Origin of the sequence: Mucilaginibacter sp. 14171R-50, from assembly GCF_010093045.1 — a bacterium.
Taxonomy (GTDB): domain Bacteria; phylum Bacteroidota; class Bacteroidia; order Sphingobacteriales; family Sphingobacteriaceae; genus Mucilaginibacter.
On sequence record NZ_CP048115.1, the window covers coordinates 1,320,508 to 1,336,104 of the forward strand.

19 protein-coding genes are annotated in these 15,597 nt (G+C 44.2%); 14 read left to right on the plus strand and 5 right to left on the minus strand.

What is annotated here, in order from left to right:
- Window positions 1-10: 10 nt before the first annotated feature.
- Entirely contained in the window at window positions 11-2,005 is a 1,995-nt protein-coding gene (locus GWR56_RS06065) for a DUF2075 domain-containing protein (protein WP_162430245.1), read from the minus strand.
- Complete coding sequence (locus GWR56_RS06070) at window positions 2,005-2,226, minus strand: helix-turn-helix domain-containing protein (protein ID WP_162430246.1); 222 nt, start codon at window positions 2,224-2,226, stop codon at window positions 2,005-2,007. Before GWR56_RS06070 ends, GWR56_RS06065 begins: the two co-directional genes overlap by 1 nt.
- A 113-nt stretch (window positions 2,227-2,339) precedes the next feature.
- On the opposite strand from GWR56_RS06070, the gene GWR56_RS06075 reads away from it, so the two are divergent.
- The 3 genes from GWR56_RS06075 to GWR56_RS06085 all read left to right on the plus strand — a co-directional run bounded on the left by GWR56_RS06075 (window position 2,340) and on the right by GWR56_RS06085 (window position 5,065).
- A complete protein-coding gene (locus tag GWR56_RS06075; RefSeq protein WP_162430247.1) occupies window positions 2,340-2,633 on the plus strand; it encodes a hypothetical protein in 294 nt (97 codons plus the stop codon).
- Between the two features lie 59 nt (window positions 2,634-2,692).
- Window positions 2,693-3,109 (plus strand): DUF4476 domain-containing protein, encoded by a 417-nt coding sequence (locus GWR56_RS06080; RefSeq protein ID WP_162430248.1) that lies wholly within the window; start codon window positions 2,693-2,695, stop codon window positions 3,107-3,109.
- 1,119 nt (window positions 3,110-4,228) lie between these two features.
- Complete coding sequence (locus GWR56_RS06085; RefSeq protein WP_162430249.1) at window positions 4,229-5,065, plus strand: N-acetylmuramoyl-L-alanine amidase; 837 nt, start codon at window positions 4,229-4,231, stop codon at window positions 5,063-5,065.
- 3 nt (window positions 5,066-5,068) lie between these two features.
- Here the strand turns inward: GWR56_RS06085 and GWR56_RS06090 are convergent, their stop codons facing one another.
- Window positions 5,069-5,350 (minus strand): hypothetical protein, encoded by a 282-nt coding sequence (locus tag GWR56_RS06090; RefSeq protein ID WP_162430250.1) that lies wholly within the window; start codon window positions 5,348-5,350, stop codon window positions 5,069-5,071.
- Between the two features lie 119 nt (window positions 5,351-5,469).
- Window positions 5,470-7,131, minus strand: coding sequence for a glutamine--tRNA ligase/YqeY domain fusion protein (locus GWR56_RS06095; RefSeq protein ID WP_202925380.1), 1,662 nt, complete (start codon window positions 7,129-7,131; stop codon window positions 5,470-5,472).
- Between the two features lie 659 nt (window positions 7,132-7,790).
- Here GWR56_RS06095 and GWR56_RS06100 point away from each other — a divergent pair.
- The 11 genes from GWR56_RS06100 (at window position 7,791) to GWR56_RS06150 (ending at window position 15,232) form a co-directional block, all read left to right on the plus strand.
- Window positions 7,791-8,213 carry a cobalamin B12-binding domain-containing protein gene (locus GWR56_RS06100; RefSeq protein ID WP_162430251.1) on the plus strand — a complete coding sequence of 141 codons (423 nt, stop codon included), beginning with the start codon at window positions 7,791-7,793 and terminating at the stop codon, window positions 8,211-8,213.
- Between the two features lie 11 nt (window positions 8,214-8,224).
- Window positions 8,225-9,007 carry an enoyl-CoA hydratase/isomerase family protein gene (locus tag GWR56_RS06105; RefSeq protein ID WP_162430252.1) on the plus strand — a complete coding sequence of 261 codons (783 nt, stop codon included), beginning with the start codon at window positions 8,225-8,227 and terminating at the stop codon, window positions 9,005-9,007.
- Window positions 9,008-9,290: 283 nt separating this feature from the next.
- The gene (locus GWR56_RS06110) at window positions 9,291-9,875 is read left to right on the plus strand and encodes an outer membrane beta-barrel protein (RefSeq protein ID WP_162430253.1); all 585 of its coding nucleotides are present in this window, start codon (window positions 9,291-9,293) and stop codon (window positions 9,873-9,875) included.
- Between the two features lie 175 nt (window positions 9,876-10,050).
- Window positions 10,051-11,460, plus strand: a complete 1,410-nt coding sequence (locus tag GWR56_RS06115) for a sigma-54 dependent transcriptional regulator (RefSeq protein WP_162430254.1) — start codon at window positions 10,051-10,053, stop codon at window positions 11,458-11,460.
- Between the two features lie 2 nt (window positions 11,461-11,462).
- The gene (locus GWR56_RS06120; protein ID WP_162430255.1) at window positions 11,463-11,669 is read left to right on the plus strand and encodes a hypothetical protein; all 207 of its coding nucleotides are present in this window, start codon (window positions 11,463-11,465) and stop codon (window positions 11,667-11,669) included.
- 82 nt (window positions 11,670-11,751) lie between these two features.
- Window positions 11,752-12,798 (plus strand): AI-2E family transporter, encoded by a 1,047-nt coding sequence (locus GWR56_RS06125; protein ID WP_162430256.1) that lies wholly within the window; start codon window positions 11,752-11,754, stop codon window positions 12,796-12,798.
- Between the two features lie 95 nt (window positions 12,799-12,893).
- The gene (locus tag GWR56_RS06130) at window positions 12,894-13,160 is read left to right on the plus strand and encodes a YtxH domain-containing protein (protein WP_162430257.1); all 267 of its coding nucleotides are present in this window, start codon (window positions 12,894-12,896) and stop codon (window positions 13,158-13,160) included.
- Between the two features lie 42 nt (window positions 13,161-13,202).
- Window positions 13,203-13,544 carry a phage holin family protein gene (locus GWR56_RS06135; RefSeq protein WP_162430258.1) on the plus strand — a complete coding sequence of 114 codons (342 nt, stop codon included), beginning with the start codon at window positions 13,203-13,205 and terminating at the stop codon, window positions 13,542-13,544.
- A gap of 4 nt (window positions 13,545-13,548) precedes the next feature.
- Complete coding sequence (locus GWR56_RS06140; protein ID WP_202925381.1) at window positions 13,549-14,004, plus strand: hypothetical protein; 456 nt, start codon at window positions 13,549-13,551, stop codon at window positions 14,002-14,004.
- A gap of 242 nt (window positions 14,005-14,246) precedes the next feature.
- Window positions 14,247-14,894: a tRNA (guanosine(46)-N7)-methyltransferase TrmB gene (trmB, locus tag GWR56_RS06145; RefSeq protein WP_162430259.1), complete on the plus strand. Its 648-nt coding sequence runs from the start codon at window positions 14,247-14,249 to the stop codon at window positions 14,892-14,894.
- A gap of 5 nt (window positions 14,895-14,899) precedes the next feature.
- On the plus strand, window positions 14,900-15,232 hold the full coding sequence (locus GWR56_RS06150) for an MGMT family protein (protein ID WP_162430260.1): 333 nt from the start codon (window positions 14,900-14,902) through the stop codon (window positions 15,230-15,232).
- On the opposite strand, the gene GWR56_RS06155 is transcribed toward GWR56_RS06150, so the two are convergent.
- Window positions 15,213-15,584 (minus strand): hypothetical protein, encoded by a 372-nt coding sequence (locus GWR56_RS06155; protein WP_162430261.1) that lies wholly within the window; start codon window positions 15,582-15,584, stop codon window positions 15,213-15,215. The two genes, GWR56_RS06150 and GWR56_RS06155, sit on opposite strands and share 20 nt — an antisense overlap.
- Window positions 15,585-15,597: the final 13 nt, after the last annotated feature.

Genomic DNA, 15,597 nt, shown 5'->3' on the forward strand with positions numbered 1-15,597 from the left:
CTGAAATCCGTTAGATTTCTTTAATTCCACATGATTTTAAATACTCTGCAATTGAATTATAGTCAGTGGGTCTTCTGGTTATATCATCATCACTACCTGGCGGAACAAATATTATCATGCCTTCGCGGCCGCGGGTTAGCAGCACTCTATATTTGTTTATTAAGTACTGTTGTTTTTCAGGTTGCTTTACTTTTTTCCATGTGGTGCCCGTAAACGAATTGTAATCCCATTCATCCCGGTTTCTTCTGAGGTCAGCATCCCAACACATTCCAACCCAATCCAATTCAAGCCCTTGAACACCAAATTCGGTTGCAGGTATTTCTAAGTAATATGACGATCTTATATCTGTTCGAGCATTCAAAAACCATGCTGCTTCTTCAAAATCTAACTTAACTTCAAGACCATAAGGCCTTAAGCGCCTTGCGCCTGAACTTGCAACTAAACCCATTCGTCTTGAACCTTTACAGTGTGACGTAAGCCACGTCTTTGCTTTATCTAAGTCGCGAGTTATGATGATTTTATACTTTGATAATTTCTCCTCAAAAAGTTGTTTTGCCTCGATTGAATTATTAGAAAGTACTAAACTTACCCACTTTGATAATTCCTCAGCTTTGTAAGAACGTATAGAGACTTCAAGATGTAAATCTTTGTTTTCGACAACCTTTACATTAGTAGGATATTTATTAAAAAGTGTAAGATCTCCAGTGCTATGATTTCCTGTTGCTAATTGAGGTGACACATAAACTTTCCAATCATTAAATTTTTCCTCTATGATCCTTCCCCATTCTGATAACCCAGCTTCACCTGTGTTTATTTCTTGTCCTCCTCCAACTAATGCCACGATTACCGACCAATCTTGATGCCGACCCATTATTTCGAGCATCATTTCTGCTTCAGAGTGCGGTCGTTGAAACTTTCTCATAGAGTGTTCTTGATCCCATGCTCGCTGTGCCTCATCAAAAATTACAATTTTATTGTTAGGTATTCTTTCCTTCTCAATAAAATAATGGTCTAAAAATCGATGCACATTTTCAATGAAAGATATAATCCTGTCTGTTTCCTTCTTTTTTGCATTCGCATCGCCCACTTTTAGTTTTTTAAAAGCATCACGAGACAAAGCTTCCCTTAAAACCTTTATCAATGGTCCGTTCCCTGAAAGAAAAGTTGCTAAAGATTTTTCATGATCTTGGAACTCTTTATCATGGGCAATATTTAAACCAGCCAAGGTTTTGCCAGCTCCAGGTACGCCAGTGATAAAACAAACAATTTTTTCGTTATTGGCCTTTGCGTATTTAATAGCAGAAACTACAGCCTCCGAAGTTTTTGTTAAGTTCTTTGTACCGGCATGCGATCTCGAAATCTCTACAACAGATTTGCCTGCGTATAATGTTTGAGCAGCTTCTATTATAGTTGGAGTTGGAGAATAATCACTATTATTCCAGTTTTCAAAATTTAAACCTTCGTTGTTAGAGCAGTATCGACTAAAAATTACTTCCAGTTTATCCGTTAAATCGTTGGAATTCGCCGTTAGTATTTCTTTAACTGAATCTAAATTTTCTATGTAAGTATTTTCAGTACTGGGACCATTGGTAGCTAAAAGAATAGGAATTATGTTTTTTCCCCGCGATTGAAAATGGAAATCTCTTAAGTCTAAACAATAATCTAATAATTGTTCTTTATCCGAATTGAAATAGTCGTTACTGCCAACTTTAAATTCAATTACTATTATCGTTTCGTTTGCAATTATCACCGCATCTATTCTTTTTTCTCTGCGTGCAATAGGATATTCTAATAAAATTCCAAAATCACCAGCTAATGGGTTATAAGCAAGTATCTTATTAAAGGAATATTTTAGTGTATCTATTTCTTCATCCCATGATAGCGTTTGCGTATGTAATTGTTGGTGAAAACCGGCAATACCCGCTTGATGTGTTAAAGTTCCTAAAATTGATTTGGCACTCTCTTGCAAAAATCCCGCAATTGTATTTGAGTAATACGCTCCCATTAGTTATTAAAATTAGGAGAGTTAAAAAACTCCTTAAAAGGAAGGCCTAAAGCGTTAATAAGCTTCTCTAAATTTTCAATAGAGATATTACGGCGACCATTTTCAACATCGGTAACATATGTTCTGTCAATTTCTGCTTTATTAGCTAACGCTTCCTGAGAAATGCCAATTTCATTACGCAACTCTCTTATTCGTTGTCCAACTTTCACCTTTATACTCATGTTAGCAAGTTGGCTTATCGTTGACTATAAGTCAACGGACTATAAGTGTCATTTTTGATAAACTTCACTTATAGCCGATTGACAGAATTGTTACGGCTGGGTAATTTGGCCGTATGGCAAACATCAAACTATCCTACCTTTATCGCGACGCTGCTAATTACAAAAAACACAGTTTCGTTATCTTGAATAATCCAAGAAACAAGCTTTTATCAGAAATAGAAACACTTATCCGGTTGCAGCTTATCGACGATACATGGTTTTACGCCGATTATTGGAATCTACCTGAATTGCTTTTACCAACATTTGGCAAAGATGACCCAACGTGGCATGAGTTTGATGAACTTGACTATATTGAGGAAGTTGGAAAGCAGGATGTAGACGAATTCCTCAGAGCTATCAGGAATTAACCCCCTCTTTCGCTTTTCTCCAATTCTTCTTACATTTAATCCCAATAACCCTAATCAAAATGAAACTATTGATCCCTATCATCCTGCTTTCCACGGGTATCGGGCAAGCAGTGCCAACTATTACCAAACCCATAAGCGCCATCCACGCTACCCCTACCGACAAAATAAAGCATCCCAAGCAGGCCATGACCAACGAGCAGGCCAAGGCTATCCTGAAAGAGATGCAGCAGCAGCGTAACGACGAGGAGAAAATAGCGGTGATAAAAACCAGGCTAAACAGCAAGGAAGTGGGCATTACGGTAACGCAACTGATTACCCTGCTTAATCAGTTCCTTACCGACGACTCCAAACTGGCCGCTGCTAAGTATGCCTTTGAGTACACTACCAATTACAAATCGTACCTGGATATCAATGATCTTTTTAGTCGTGATGAATACAAGTTTGCGCTTGAGGATTACGTACACAAGAATAAGTAAGCAGCTCCCGATAGGGTTGTGCTTTGATGAACGTTAGCCCGCTCATTGCCACGGAAGGCCTATTACTTTGCCGATTCATCGTAACACTGTCATTCCTAACGAAGAAGAGATAAAGTGCTGTGCTTTCATGACCGTTAGCCCGCTCATTGCCGCGGAGGGCTACTTGTTTTTCGCTGTTGTTTGTTTTTTTAAGGTGCTCAAGAGGGCTTCGCCGTTTTCTCTTGATAGAAAAGAAGCAAAAGATCAAGTCAGAGCGATGCTTCAGCCCGCCCTGCCGGTTCTTAACGCTTTTTTTCTCGATTGTTCGCTGTGCTCCAATCCATCGAAAAAGCTAAACTTGCATTCCCGCCATACACCCGGCCCGCCCACTCTGACAGGAAGCCCCGCGCTCCTGAAAAGAGTCTGACAAACATAACGACACCGCCAAAATGCGGCATTGTTCTGCCCGCTTTCGCCCGAAGCTGCTTTGCTGACGCATCATCACAACTCCCCACCGACACGTCCTTGCGAGCGTAGCGTGGCAATCTTCGATAGAAAAGCAATCCGCAAGAAAAGTACATCCACTGACAATTCATCAACTCACTGCCATTCCTAACATAGAACAGGCCAGTGCTTTAATGGCCGTTAGTCCGCTCAATTGCCGCGGAAGGCTGTTACTTTGTCTTGATACAAAGTAACCAAAGATCAAGTCAGCAAAAGGCTTCTTTGCCGCACAGGGCCTTTGCCCTGCAAAGCAGGCAGAACCACGGGCTGCAAAATCTCGCCCCAACTTCGTTCGCTCATCCCCATGCTTCAGGCAAGTATTGCTATGCCCTTTCCCCGCTTAAGGCCACCATGTTCTGCCCGCTTTCGCCCGAAGCTGTTTTGCTGACGCATAATCACAGCGTCCCACCGACACGTCATTGGAAGCGTAGCGTGGCAATCCTCGATAGAAAAGTCAGCCGCAAGAAAAAATATATCCACTGACGTTTCATACTTCTCACTGCCATTCCTAACGGAGAAACAATTTGCAACATAACTTAAAGAGATCGCTTCGTACCTCGCGATGACGCGCATAGAAACGAGGCTAAAACTGAACCGCACCATCAAGGCACAAAATTTGCTAATTTAGCACCAACTATGAAAAACCGACTGCTACTACTGTTTACTACCGCCATTATCATCACATCCTGCTCGCCAAAGGTAAAGCCGCTTGCCAGCCGGTATGCTGCCACCAATAAAGTTTACACCGAACATGCCGACAGCTTAAGCAAGGTTTTACTGGCAGAAAATCCGGCCATGTTAACAGATAGCCTGGGCAGGCCTATACCTTCTGAATGGGTGGGTACGGTCAATTTTAACCTGCGTAAGCCAAATTATGTAGTTATCCATTACACCGCGCAAGATTCGCTGGCGCAAACCATAAAAACCTTTACGCTGGTAAGGCCGCAGGTAAGCGCGCACTATGTTATCAGCAAAGATGGTAATGTGGTGCACATGCTTAACGATTACATGCGTGCCTGGCATGCCGGCGTTGGCAAATGGGGCAGCATCAGCGATATGAACAGCTGCTCGATAGGTATCGAGCTGGATAATAAAGGCAACGAGCCCTTTGCCTCGGCGCAGATAAACAGCCTGCTGGCACTGCTGGCCAAGTTAAAGAAGGACTACAACATACCCACAGCCAATTTTATTGGTCACGGCGATGTTGCCCCCGGCCGCAAACCCGACCCGGGGATCCGCTTCCCGTGGGAGTTGCTGGCCAGTAAAGGTTTCGGCTATTATTCGGATATGATCATTGTGCCGGCACCGGCAAACTTTGATAGCGCTACGGCTCTACGTTTAATAGGGTACGATACCCGCAACCTTCCCGCTGCCATCGGCGCATTTAAACGCCACTTTGTACAGCGCGAAGAATCCACCCGGCTAACGCAGTTTGATCTGGATGTGTTGTATAATGTTTATCAGAAATATTAACCGTTAAAATTCAGGCGTAGGCACAGGGGTGGTTTGCCCGTGTGGTAAAAATCCTTCGTCCATTAAAGTGAGCTTGCCATTTTTAAAATAATAGAACTTATAAAGCCCTTCGCCAGGGGCGTAATTTAGTTGCCGGTAAACGGTGCGCGATTCAGATAATTCTATAAGCTTGGCAGAAGCATGTTCTTTTTTAAACTGATCTTCGGGCATGTTAACCGCAACCATTTTTGGCGCTGCACAGCTCATAAGGAATACAAGTAATAAGGGGATAAGGATTTTTTTCATATCGGTATGAGCCGAAAAATACGCGCGGGTTTAATAGCTCAAAATTTTTATTTTGTAAAGATCAGGATACAAAAAAGGCTAAAGTTCAACCTTTAGCCTTCTGTGGTTTATTGTTCAGCTTAACCTTTCTTCACCCAGCCATCTTTTAGCGTAACCGTGCGGTTGAACACCAGTTTATCCGGGGTCGAGTTTTTGTCGAGCGTAAAGTAACCTTTACGCATAAACTGCACCGGCGTGCCTACTTTGGCGTTTGCCAGGTCGGGCTCTATATAAGCCGTTGGGATTATCTGCAGGCTGTTGGGGTTAATGTAATCCTTAAAGTCGCCGTCCTCGTTGCTTGGGTCTTCCACCTTAAACAGGCGGTCGTACAGGCGAACCTCGGCAGTTTTGGCGTGTTCGGCGCTCACCCAATGTATGGTCCCTTTTACATTGATGCCGCTGGTATCGTTCCCGCTTTGCGACTCGGGGATGTACGTGCAATGTATCTCGGTAATGTTGCCGTCGGCATCCTTAACAACGCTTTCACCCTTAATAATATAAGCGCTTTTCAATCGTACCATCAGGCCAATGCCCAGGCGGAAGTATTTTTTGGTTGGCTCCTCCATAAAATCGTCGCGTTCTATCCAAAGCTCGCGGCCAAACGGAAACTCGCGGCTGCCATCGCCACCTTCTGCCTCGGGGTTATTCTCGCCATGGAACACCTCGGTTTTTCCTTCGGGATAGTTATCGATGATCAGCTTAACCGGGTCAAGCACAGCCATACGGCGCCATGCGGTTTTGTTCAGGTCCTCGCGGATGCAGAATTCCAGCAAGCCCACATCAATCATGTTTTCGCGCTTGGCTACACCAATACGCTCGCAAAACTCACGGATACTGGCAGGCGTATAGCCACGGCGGCGCAGGCCGCTAATGGTAGGCATGCGCGGGTCGTCCCAGCCATCTACGTGTCCTTCCTCAACCAGTTGCAGCAGCTTGCGCTTGCTCATTACCGTATAGTTAAGGTTAAGGCGGGCAAACTCATACTGCTTGCTCGGGAACAGGTGCAGTTTCTCAATAAACCAATCGTAAAGCGGGCGGTGGGGGATAAACTCAACCGTACATATCGAGTGGGTAATTTCTTCAATGGCGTCGCTTTGGCCATGGGCAAAATCATACATTGGGTAAATGCACCAGGTGTCACCCGTACGATGGTGGTGTGTATGCTTAATGCGGTACATCAACGGGTCGCGCAGGTGCATATTGGTTGATGCCATATCCACTTTAGCGCGTAATACCTTTGCGCCGTCAGGGTATTTACCGGCCTTCATATCGGCAAATAGCTGCAGGTTCTCTTCAACCGAGCGGCTGCGGTATTGGTTAGCCACACCCGGTTCGGTAGGCGTGCCTTTTTGCGCGGCAATTTCTTCGGCGCTGCTGTCGTCAACGTAAGCAAGGCCTTGTTTTATCAGCTCAACGGCAAAGTTGTATAATTGGTCAAAATAGTCGGACGCATAGCACTCTTTGGCCCATTCAAAGCCCAGCCACTTTACGTCCTCTTTAATGCTATCTACGTATTCAACTTCCTCTTTAGCGGGGTTGGTATCGTCGAAACGAAGATTTGTTTTGCCATTATATTTTTGTGCCAGGCCAAAGCTAAGGCATATGGCTTTAGCGTGGCCAATGTGCAGATAACCGTTAGGCTCGGGCGGGAAACGGGTTAACACCCGGCCGTCGTTTTTGCCGGCGGCAATATCCGCCTCAATAATCTCCTCTAAAAAATTAAGTGATCTTTCTTCGCTCATGATGGGATCAAAAGTACGGAAATAATACATTTTTAGACAGTGTTATACATAATCGGAATTGGATGTAAATAGAAATAATAGAATATGATATATAACTGAAACTGCCCGCTCACAATTGCAAACTGTTAAGGGCGTTCCCTGTGGGCCGGGCTTTACGCTCATACAGCACAGGCTTTAGCCACGGTGCCGGTATCCGCTGCAATCCCTAACGCGAAGATTGTCTGAACCCTGATATGGGATTTTCCTTATTTAGAGTTTCTTTTTCTCCACGTCAGCAAAACAGCTTCGGGTGAAAGTGGGCAGAACGTGGTGGGGCTTATGCGCGGCAGGGGCATAGGAAGTTTTGCTGAAGCGTGCGGCGTGTGTGCGCAGCAGGGGCAAAAGATTCCAGCCCGTGGTTCTGCCCGGTTTGCAGGGCAAAGGCCATGTGCGAAAAAGAAGCCTTTTTGCTGACTTGATTTTTGGTTACTTTGTATCAAGACAAAGTAACAGCCCTCCGCGGCAATTGAGCGGACCAACGTTCATTTTGGCACAGGCCTATCATAACGATATTGCTTCGAGATTGCGCTGCCCGCTCGTGATAAGGATATTCCTTTAAGCCGCGTAATCATAATTCCAACGTTTTTCTTCTTACTTTTACACCAACCAATTCGTTTTACATGAGCGATAACCAATTTAACCGCCCTATACGCGTATTAGTAGCTAAAGTAGGCCTGGACGGGCACGACCGCGGTGCACGTATTATTGCCACCACCCTGCGCGATGCCGGTATGGAAGTGATATACACCGGCCTGCGGCAAACGCCCGAAATGGTTGTGAACACAGCCCTGCAGGAAGATGTGGATGCCATTGGTATTTCGATACTGTCTGGCGCGCACATGACGGTTTTCCCGAAGGTGATGGCGCTAATGAAAGAGAAAAAAATGGATGATGTGCTGCTTACGGGTGGTGGCATTATCCCTGCCGATGATATGGCCGAACTGAAAAAGATAGGTGTAGGCGAACTGTTTCCGCCGGGTACCAGTACGGCCGATATCGTTACCTATATTACCAACTGGGTGCATACAAACCGCAACTTTTAATTTACCGGATCATGGAATTTGAAAACATACTGGCCCAAACCAGGGGCCGCATACATTATATAACCATTAACCGCGAAAGCAAGCTGAACGCCCTTAACCAGTTTACCCTTGCCGAACTGCACGAGGCATTCACCGCGGCTTTTAAAGATGATAGTGTGCGCGGGATCATCATTACCGGCGCAGGTACCAAGGCATTTGTTGCCGGGGCGGATATTGCTGAATTTGCTGATCTTGACGTACAGGGTGGTGCCGAACTGGCCCGCACAGGGCAATCAACCGTATTTGATATAATTGCCCATGGCAATAAGCCGGTAATCGCAGCTATAAATGGCTTTGCGTTAGGTGGCGGTTTAGAGCTGGCAATGGCCTGCCATCTTCGTATCGCGTCTGAAAACGCCAAAATGGGGTTGCCCGAAGTTACGCTTGGTTTAATTCCCGGTTACGGTGGTACGCAGCGTTTAACCCAATTGGTAGGCCGGGGAAAGGCATTGGAAATGATCCTGACCGCTGATATGCTAAGCGCTGCCGAAGCACTTACCGCGGGTTTGGTTAATCATGTTGTTTTTCAGGATGACTTGTTGCCAAAGGCCGAAGAGGTGATGAACAAGATCTTAACCCGCGCACCGCTCGCCCTGGCAGCTGCGATCAAATCGGTAAATGATTTTGATACAGAAGGTATCAATGGTTTCGAGACCGAGATCCGCGAGTTCGGCAAATGTTTCGGTACCGAAGATTTTAAGGAAGGCGTTTCGGCGTTTATGCAAAAGCGTAAAGCGGCGTTCAAAGGCCGGTAAATAACCGGTAAAAAAGTTGAATTTTTTCGAGTTTTTTCGAGTTTTCCGCTGCATTGGTGTGAGAACGGGACAGCTACTTTTCATCCAAATTTCATAAACCCAGCTGGTTTTTAACACATTATTTACACTGCCCTGACTATTTGTCCAAATGGGTCAAAATTAATTCCCTATTAATCAATCGATTGAATATTCGTGACAATCCGATGAATAAATGTACCCGATTTCGTGCTTTACTTTGCCCTGTGCAAACGAAAAAGCACGTTAATCTAAATATTATTATATCATGAAAAGTACATTAAAAATCGCAACATTGGCCTTAGCTTTCGCCGGACTATCATTCGCTGCTAATGCCCAAACAACAACTACAAGCACAACTACAAATGGCGGCATACGCTACAGCATCGGTGTTGACGCAGGCGTACCGGTTGGCGATCTGAAAGATACCCATAACTGGAATTTAGGTGGATCGGTGCAGGCCGATATCCCTGTGGCAACACAACTATTTGTTACCGTTAACGCTGGTTACAATAACATTTTTGGTAAAAAGAATGTAGGTGGTGTAGCCGCTGCCGATATTACCGATATTAAATTATTACCGGTAAAAGCAGGTTTAAAATTCTTCCCGGTTCAGAATTTTTACATCCAGGGCGAAGCAGGTGCATCATTCCTGTTAAACAGCGATGATACCTACAAAGATAAATCCGTAGCGTTTGTTTACGCGCCGCAAATTGGTGTTCAGTTCCCGGTTAGTGCAAGCGGTAACTTTATTGATGCCGGCGTACGTTACGAGGCAACTACTAAATTTAACAGCGCTCTTGACAGCAGCAAGCCAAGCTTTTTAGGTGTGCGTGTTGCATACGGCTTCTAAGAAAAGAAATCAGACTTGTAAAGACAACAATTGTAAAAAGGGAGCGTAACAGCTCCCTTTTTTTTGCGCCCAAAAGCCGTTTTTTTAGCCCATATCAATAATAATTCTGATAAATTAGCAAATATTTGTACCTTAACCTGCGTAAGACATTTACCTGTAAACAGTAACTGCTGATATGAAAAAAATACTCATCATTGATGATGAAGTTAACGTTGGGCTATTGCTATCAAAGTTTTTGGTACGTAACGGTTTTGAGGTAAGTACAGCTGCAAATGGCGCCGCCGGGATGGAATATCTCAAAAAAAATGATTTTGACCTGGTGCTGTGCGATTTTAGGCTGGAGGATACCGACGGCCGCGAAATGCTTAAAAACATCAAAGCGCTTTATCCAAAAACAGGCGTTATTATCATTACCGGGTACTCGGATATAAAAATGGCGGTCGAGCTTATCAAAATGGGCGCATACGACTATATCACCAAACCCCTTTATCCCGACGAGATATTAAATACCATTAACAAGGCCATTGAAACGCAGTACGCACTCCAGGAAATGACCCATAACGATTACAGCCAGGGCGATAAGCCTCAAAAGGAAAGTAAAAAGCAGGTACTGTCGGGCGAGTTTGTGGTTGGCACCAGCCGCGCATCAAAAGAACTTTTAAAACAGATTGAACTGGTTGCGCCAACCAACTACAGTGTTATCATATTGGGCGAAAGCGGCACCGGCAAAGAGTCGGTTGCCAAAAGCATACACCAGAACAGCCCGCGGCACAACCAGCCTTTTGTGGCAATGGATTGCGGATCGCTTACCAAAGAGTTGGCCGCGAGTGAATTTTTTGGTCATGAAAAAGGATCGTTCACCGGGGCGCTTTATACCAAGATAGGGCATTTTGAAATGGCCAACGGCGGCACCTTGTTTCTTGACGAGGTGGGTAACCTATCCTATGAGATACAGGCCGCTTTGCTGCGTACCGTTCAGGAGCGCAAAGTAAAGCGAATTGGCAGCACCAAAGAGATAGACCTTGATGTGCGCATTATTATAGCTACCAACGAAAGCCTGCAGGAGGGTATCCAAAAAGGCAAGTTCCGTGAAGACCTTTATCACCGTTTTAACGAATTTAGTATTTACATGCCGCCCTTGCGCGAACGTGGGAACGATATTATGATGCTGGCCGAACATTTTCTGAAGATTGCCAACCAGGAACTTGACCGTAACGTAACCAGTTTTGCACCCGAGGTGGTGGAGTGTTTTATGAATTACCGCTGGCAGGGAAACATCCGCGAGATGAAAAACGTGGTGCGGCGGGCTACCTTGTTAAGCGAGGGTAACGAGATCACCATGAAAACGCTGCCACTCGAGATATCGAACTTTAAGGTATCATCGTTTGAACCTGCCGGCACATTGGTTAGTACCGAAGTTAAGGAACCTAAGCACGATCTAAAAAACGCTGCCTTGGGCGCCGAGCACGAAACCATATTGAAAGTACTGCGCGAAGTAAACTTTAACAAAACAAAAGCTGCCGAGATTTTGAATATCGACCGTAAAACGCTTTACAATAAAATGAAAGCGATCAATTTGAAATAGTTATGGCCGAAGATTTAAACACCCCTGCAGATAAAACTGACCTGGATATGTTAAAGCACGATATCAAAAACCAGCTATCGAACATTCAACTGGCATTAGAGGGCTTAAGGTACGAGGTGGAGGGTATACACGGCGACTTTGAAATTTACCTGGAGAGCCTGGCCCAATCGGCGCTGAAAATTGATAAACTTCTTGACGGCTTTAAATAAAAAAATGAGACCGGGGCGCTAAAAACTTTTTGGCGCTTTTTTGTTTATATATTAGTATCACAATTAGCTTTCCGGTTTATAGATGTCTATTTTTAATTATAAGCAGCGTAATAATATAATACTGGTAAGCATTGTTGTGCTCGGTTGCTTTTTACTCTACGCTTTAAGCGACCTGTTTAGCTCAATATTGGGCGCAATCGTGCTCTTTACCATTTTCAGGCCGTTTTACCTGTACATGGTCGAGCGGCGTAAATTTAACAGTACGCTGGCCACCATCATCATTATATTAATTTCCCTCATCGTAATTGTTATCCCGTTCCTGTCGCTGAGCATTATGGTGATAGGCAAAATTGGGAGCTTAAACCGCGAGTCTATCAATATTGATAAATGGACCGAGAAGATAGACGCATTTACAGCAACTAATTTAAATCAGCCGCACTTTGCCGAAAATACCTTACAAAAGTTGGGGGCCTATGCTGCCGACCTTTTTCCATCGTTGCTGGGCAGCGCGGCCAGTATAATACTTACCTTATTGGTAATGTATTTTTTATTGTACTTTATGTTTGTGCAAATGCGCGAGTTTGAAGTAGGATTATTGAAGTACGCCCCCTTTCGGGAGCAACATGCCTTAAAATTTGCTACCGAACTGCGCAATTCAACCTATTCTAATGTTCTGGGGCAGGGTATTATCGCTATTACCCAAGGGATATTGCTGGCAATGGGCTTTTACGCGTTTGGCATACCCGATGCTATTTTTTGGGGAGTTATAGGCGCGTTCCTGTCGTTTTTGCCGGTGGTAGGGGCGCCAACTCTGTGCATACCCGCCAGCGTTATATTATTTGCAGGCGGGCACAATATTAAAGGTATATTGCTGCTTGCCTGGGGGTTATTGTTCATTGGCAACGTTGATAACGTGTTGCGTATGATAATCAATAAGCGTATTGGCAATACGCACCCTATTATATCAGTTGTAGGGGTGTTTATTGGCTTGCCCCTGTTTGGTATTCTTGGCTTGGTTTTTGGGCCGGTGTTATTATCGTATTTCTTGCTGTTGTTAGAAATATATGAAACTAACCGTATGGCGGCCGACAGGCTGGAGCGGATACGAACGGGGCCCGAAATGCAGTAGTTTTATACCGAACTGATTATGACGCGGGTAGCATCCTTTTTGAAAAGATATTTAATAATTATAAAACAAATACTCAACTTAAAAATTAATACAATATGAACGATAACACAAAAGTTATTGTCGCCCTACTGGCAGGATTAGCGGCAGGTGCGGCACTGGGAATTTTATTTGCACCCGATAAAGGTATCGAAACACGCGATAAGCTTTCAGAATCATTAAGCAATCTTGGCGATTCTATCAAAGAAACTGCCGCTAACGAAATTGATAAGCTTGTAGGCCTTAAAGATAAAGTTGTAGAGAATATAAAAAGCAAAGTAAAAGGCGCTGAAGAAGAATATCAGGACGACCTGGAGCACGCATAACTTACCGCCCGGCATATAAACCGGCTGTACTAACAAATTTATATGGAACAGGAAAAAGCAGAAACCACGCGCCCGATTGTTGACCAGCTGAAAGACTATGCTGAAACGCGCTTTAAACTTTTAAAGTATGAAGTGATTGAACGCAGCACATCAGTTTTAGCTGATATTTTAATTGATATAGTAATTATACTAAGCCTGGTATTAACCTTCTTATTCGCCAGTTTTACGCTGGCGCTGTTCCTGGCCGATGTGCTGCACTCGTACTGGCAGGGGTTTGGCTGCGTAGCTTTATTATACCTGCTTATGGCCGTTATTATAATGTTAGCAAAACGCAGTTTCGAAAGGCCGTTAATTAATGCCATGATCAGGAAGTTATTTAAATAAGCACATGGAAACACCTATCAGAAATATATTTGAGTTGCAAGCCGAGATTGGCCGTTTAAAAAATTTAGAGGCTGAACAGGCCATTGCTTTAAAAGCGCGCTTTAGCGGGCCGTCGGCCATATTTTCAACAGTCCTTTCGTTGTTCCCTAAATCGGCCGCAACCGATGGTATACAAGGTGCGGGCTTTTTTAACCAGGATTTTTTAGGGCTTTTATCAAGGTTTGTATTGCCTTTAACACTCAATAAAACCATATTCAGACATTCAAATTTTATCATCAAAACGCTGGTAGGCATTCTTTCGCAAAAAGCATCGCACTACATTAGCGAAGACTCGGTAAGCAGTGTATGGGATAAGGCTAAAAACCTTTTTGGGAATATTTTTAAAAAGAAAGTGAAAGATGATAAGGATGCCGGGATAGTTTTAGAAAAAGACGATGTACCGGCCTATCAGCCATATTAAGATCTTAAAGCCCTGTTGCGAAACACAGTTTTAACGGAAAAGGGATAGACCCACAGGGTTTATCCCTTTTTTATTTTATATGCTTCCATATCATAGCATGTCATTCGAACGTATGTGAGAAGTTTTTCGGATGACAAGCCGCAAATGCATTATCAACAAGATTTCTCCCCGCTGCTTAGAAAGGACAGCGATAGAAAACGGGGCACACACAATAATCACAAAATCCTTATTTTTGCTTTTTTATGGGAAAAGATAAAATAAGGCGCTTCGCCGAGATAGAAACATTTAGCAATGTACTGCAGTTAGATGCCGGCAAGCCGTTTAAAGGCAACTGGGCCGCAGGATTTTTTAAAAACACTAATCCGGTTGTATTAGAACTGGCCTGCGGCAAAGGCGAATACACGGTTAACCTTGCACGGATGTTCCCAGGTAAAAATTTTATCGGCATTGATTATAAAGGCAACCGTATTTGGCGCGGCGCTAAAACCGCGCTGGAAGATGGCGTTACCAACGTTGCCTTTTTGCGCATGCAGATAGAGAACCTGGTAGATTATTTTGCCGAAGGTGAGGTTGACGAGATCTGGATCACCTTCCCCGACCCGCAACCGCAGCTAAGCCGCGAGAAAAAAAGGCTTACATCTCCCCGGTTTTTAAACATGTACCATGTAGTGCTAAAACCGGGCGGCTACATTAACCTGAAGACCGATAACGATGACCTGTATGCCTACACGGCAGATAAGATAGCCGAACTCGATCTTAAACTATTTGCCAAAACCGAAGACCTTTACCACTCGGAATATGCCGATGAAGTGCTTTCTATAAAAACCTATTACGAAAAAAAATACCTGCAGCATAATAAGAATATTAATTACCTTAAATTCTCATTTTAAGCACAATGCCCGATTATAATTTTTTTGATAACGTTTATGACGTGGTAAGGCAGATACCCAGGGGCAGGGTAACATCCTATGGCGCAATTGCAGCTTACCTGGGCTCTAAACAATCATCGCGTATTGTGGGGTATGCCATGATGGCCTGCGGCACTGCAAGCCCGCCCGTGCCTGCGCATCGTGTGCTAAACAAGCAGGGGCTGTTAACAGGTAAATTCCACTTTGGCGGTAATACCATGGAGCAAATGCTGCAAAGCGAGGGGGTTGAAGTGGTAGATAACCAGGTGCAAAATTTTAAAGCGCTTTTTTGGGACCCGGCTATAGAATTGGCGCTTTAACGGCATCCCTCTTTTTGTCGGTATCGGTAAAAAGGGCGGCAATAAACCAAATTACCCCCAGCCCTAAATAGTAAGGCTTTGACCGCTCGTCGTATTGAAACAGGGTAAACGCAGAAACGATTAGCCCCAGGGATATGATCAGTTCAATAATGCGGTGAACGCCCAGTGGCACCATACGGAACATCCCAAAACTATAATCGGTAACTATGGTAAGTATCAATTGTACTGCAGCCAGCAGGTAAGTATCGGTGCTTACATTGTTGGGCATAGCAAATAAGGTAGGCGATGCAAACAGGAACAGGATCAACAGGTAATCGATAATGCCATGCAGTTTTGGCGAAATAAGTTTCATATCCCTACATATG

Bases quoted from the DNA above. Each gene is read 5' to 3' on its own strand.
- GWR56_RS06150 (WP_162430260.1), top strand. From the start codon at position 14,900: ATGCCCGATTATAATTTTTTTGATAACGTTTATGACGTGGTAAGGCAG.
- GWR56_RS06080 (WP_162430248.1), top strand. From the start codon at position 2,693: ATGAAACTATTGATCCCTATCATCCTGCTTTCCACGGGTATCGGGCAA.
- GWR56_RS06100 (WP_162430251.1), top strand. From the start codon at position 7,791: ATGAGCGATAACCAATTTAACCGCCCTATACGCGTATTAGTAGCTAAA.
- GWR56_RS06155 (WP_162430261.1), bottom strand. From the start codon at position 15,584: ATGAAACTTATTTCGCCAAAACTGCATGGCATTATCGATTACCTGTTG.
- GWR56_RS06125 (WP_162430256.1), top strand. From the start codon at position 11,752: ATGTCTATTTTTAATTATAAGCAGCGTAATAATATAATACTGGTAAGC.
- GWR56_RS06095 (WP_202925380.1), bottom strand. From the start codon at position 7,131: ATGAGCGAAGAAAGATCACTTAATTTTTTAGAGGAGATTATTGAGGCG.
- GWR56_RS06070 (WP_162430246.1), bottom strand. From the start codon at position 2,226: ATGAGTATAAAGGTGAAAGTTGGACAACGAATAAGAGAGTTGCGTAAT.
- GWR56_RS06115 (WP_162430254.1), top strand. From the start codon at position 10,051: ATGAAAAAAATACTCATCATTGATGATGAAGTTAACGTTGGGCTATTG.
- GWR56_RS06120 (WP_162430255.1), top strand. From the start codon at position 11,463: ATGGCCGAAGATTTAAACACCCCTGCAGATAAAACTGACCTGGATATG.
- GWR56_RS06140 (WP_202925381.1), top strand. From the start codon at position 13,549: ATGGAAACACCTATCAGAAATATATTTGAGTTGCAAGCCGAGATTGGC.
- GWR56_RS06105 (WP_162430252.1), top strand. From the start codon at position 8,225: ATGGAATTTGAAAACATACTGGCCCAAACCAGGGGCCGCATACATTAT.
- GWR56_RS06110 (WP_162430253.1), top strand. From the start codon at position 9,291: ATGAAAAGTACATTAAAAATCGCAACATTGGCCTTAGCTTTCGCCGGA.
- GWR56_RS06085 (WP_162430249.1), top strand. From the start codon at position 4,229: ATGAAAAACCGACTGCTACTACTGTTTACTACCGCCATTATCATCACA.
- trmB (WP_162430259.1), top strand. From the start codon at position 14,247: ATGGGAAAAGATAAAATAAGGCGCTTCGCCGAGATAGAAACATTTAGC.
- GWR56_RS06135 (WP_162430258.1), top strand. From the start codon at position 13,203: ATGGAACAGGAAAAAGCAGAAACCACGCGCCCGATTGTTGACCAGCTG.
- GWR56_RS06090 (WP_162430250.1), bottom strand. From the start codon at position 5,350: ATGAAAAAAATCCTTATCCCCTTATTACTTGTATTCCTTATGAGCTGT.
- GWR56_RS06065 (WP_162430245.1), bottom strand. From the start codon at position 2,005: ATGGGAGCGTATTACTCAAATACAATTGCGGGATTTTTGCAAGAGAGT.
- GWR56_RS06075 (WP_162430247.1), top strand. From the start codon at position 2,340: ATGGCAAACATCAAACTATCCTACCTTTATCGCGACGCTGCTAATTAC.
- GWR56_RS06130 (WP_162430257.1), top strand. From the start codon at position 12,894: ATGAACGATAACACAAAAGTTATTGTCGCCCTACTGGCAGGATTAGCG.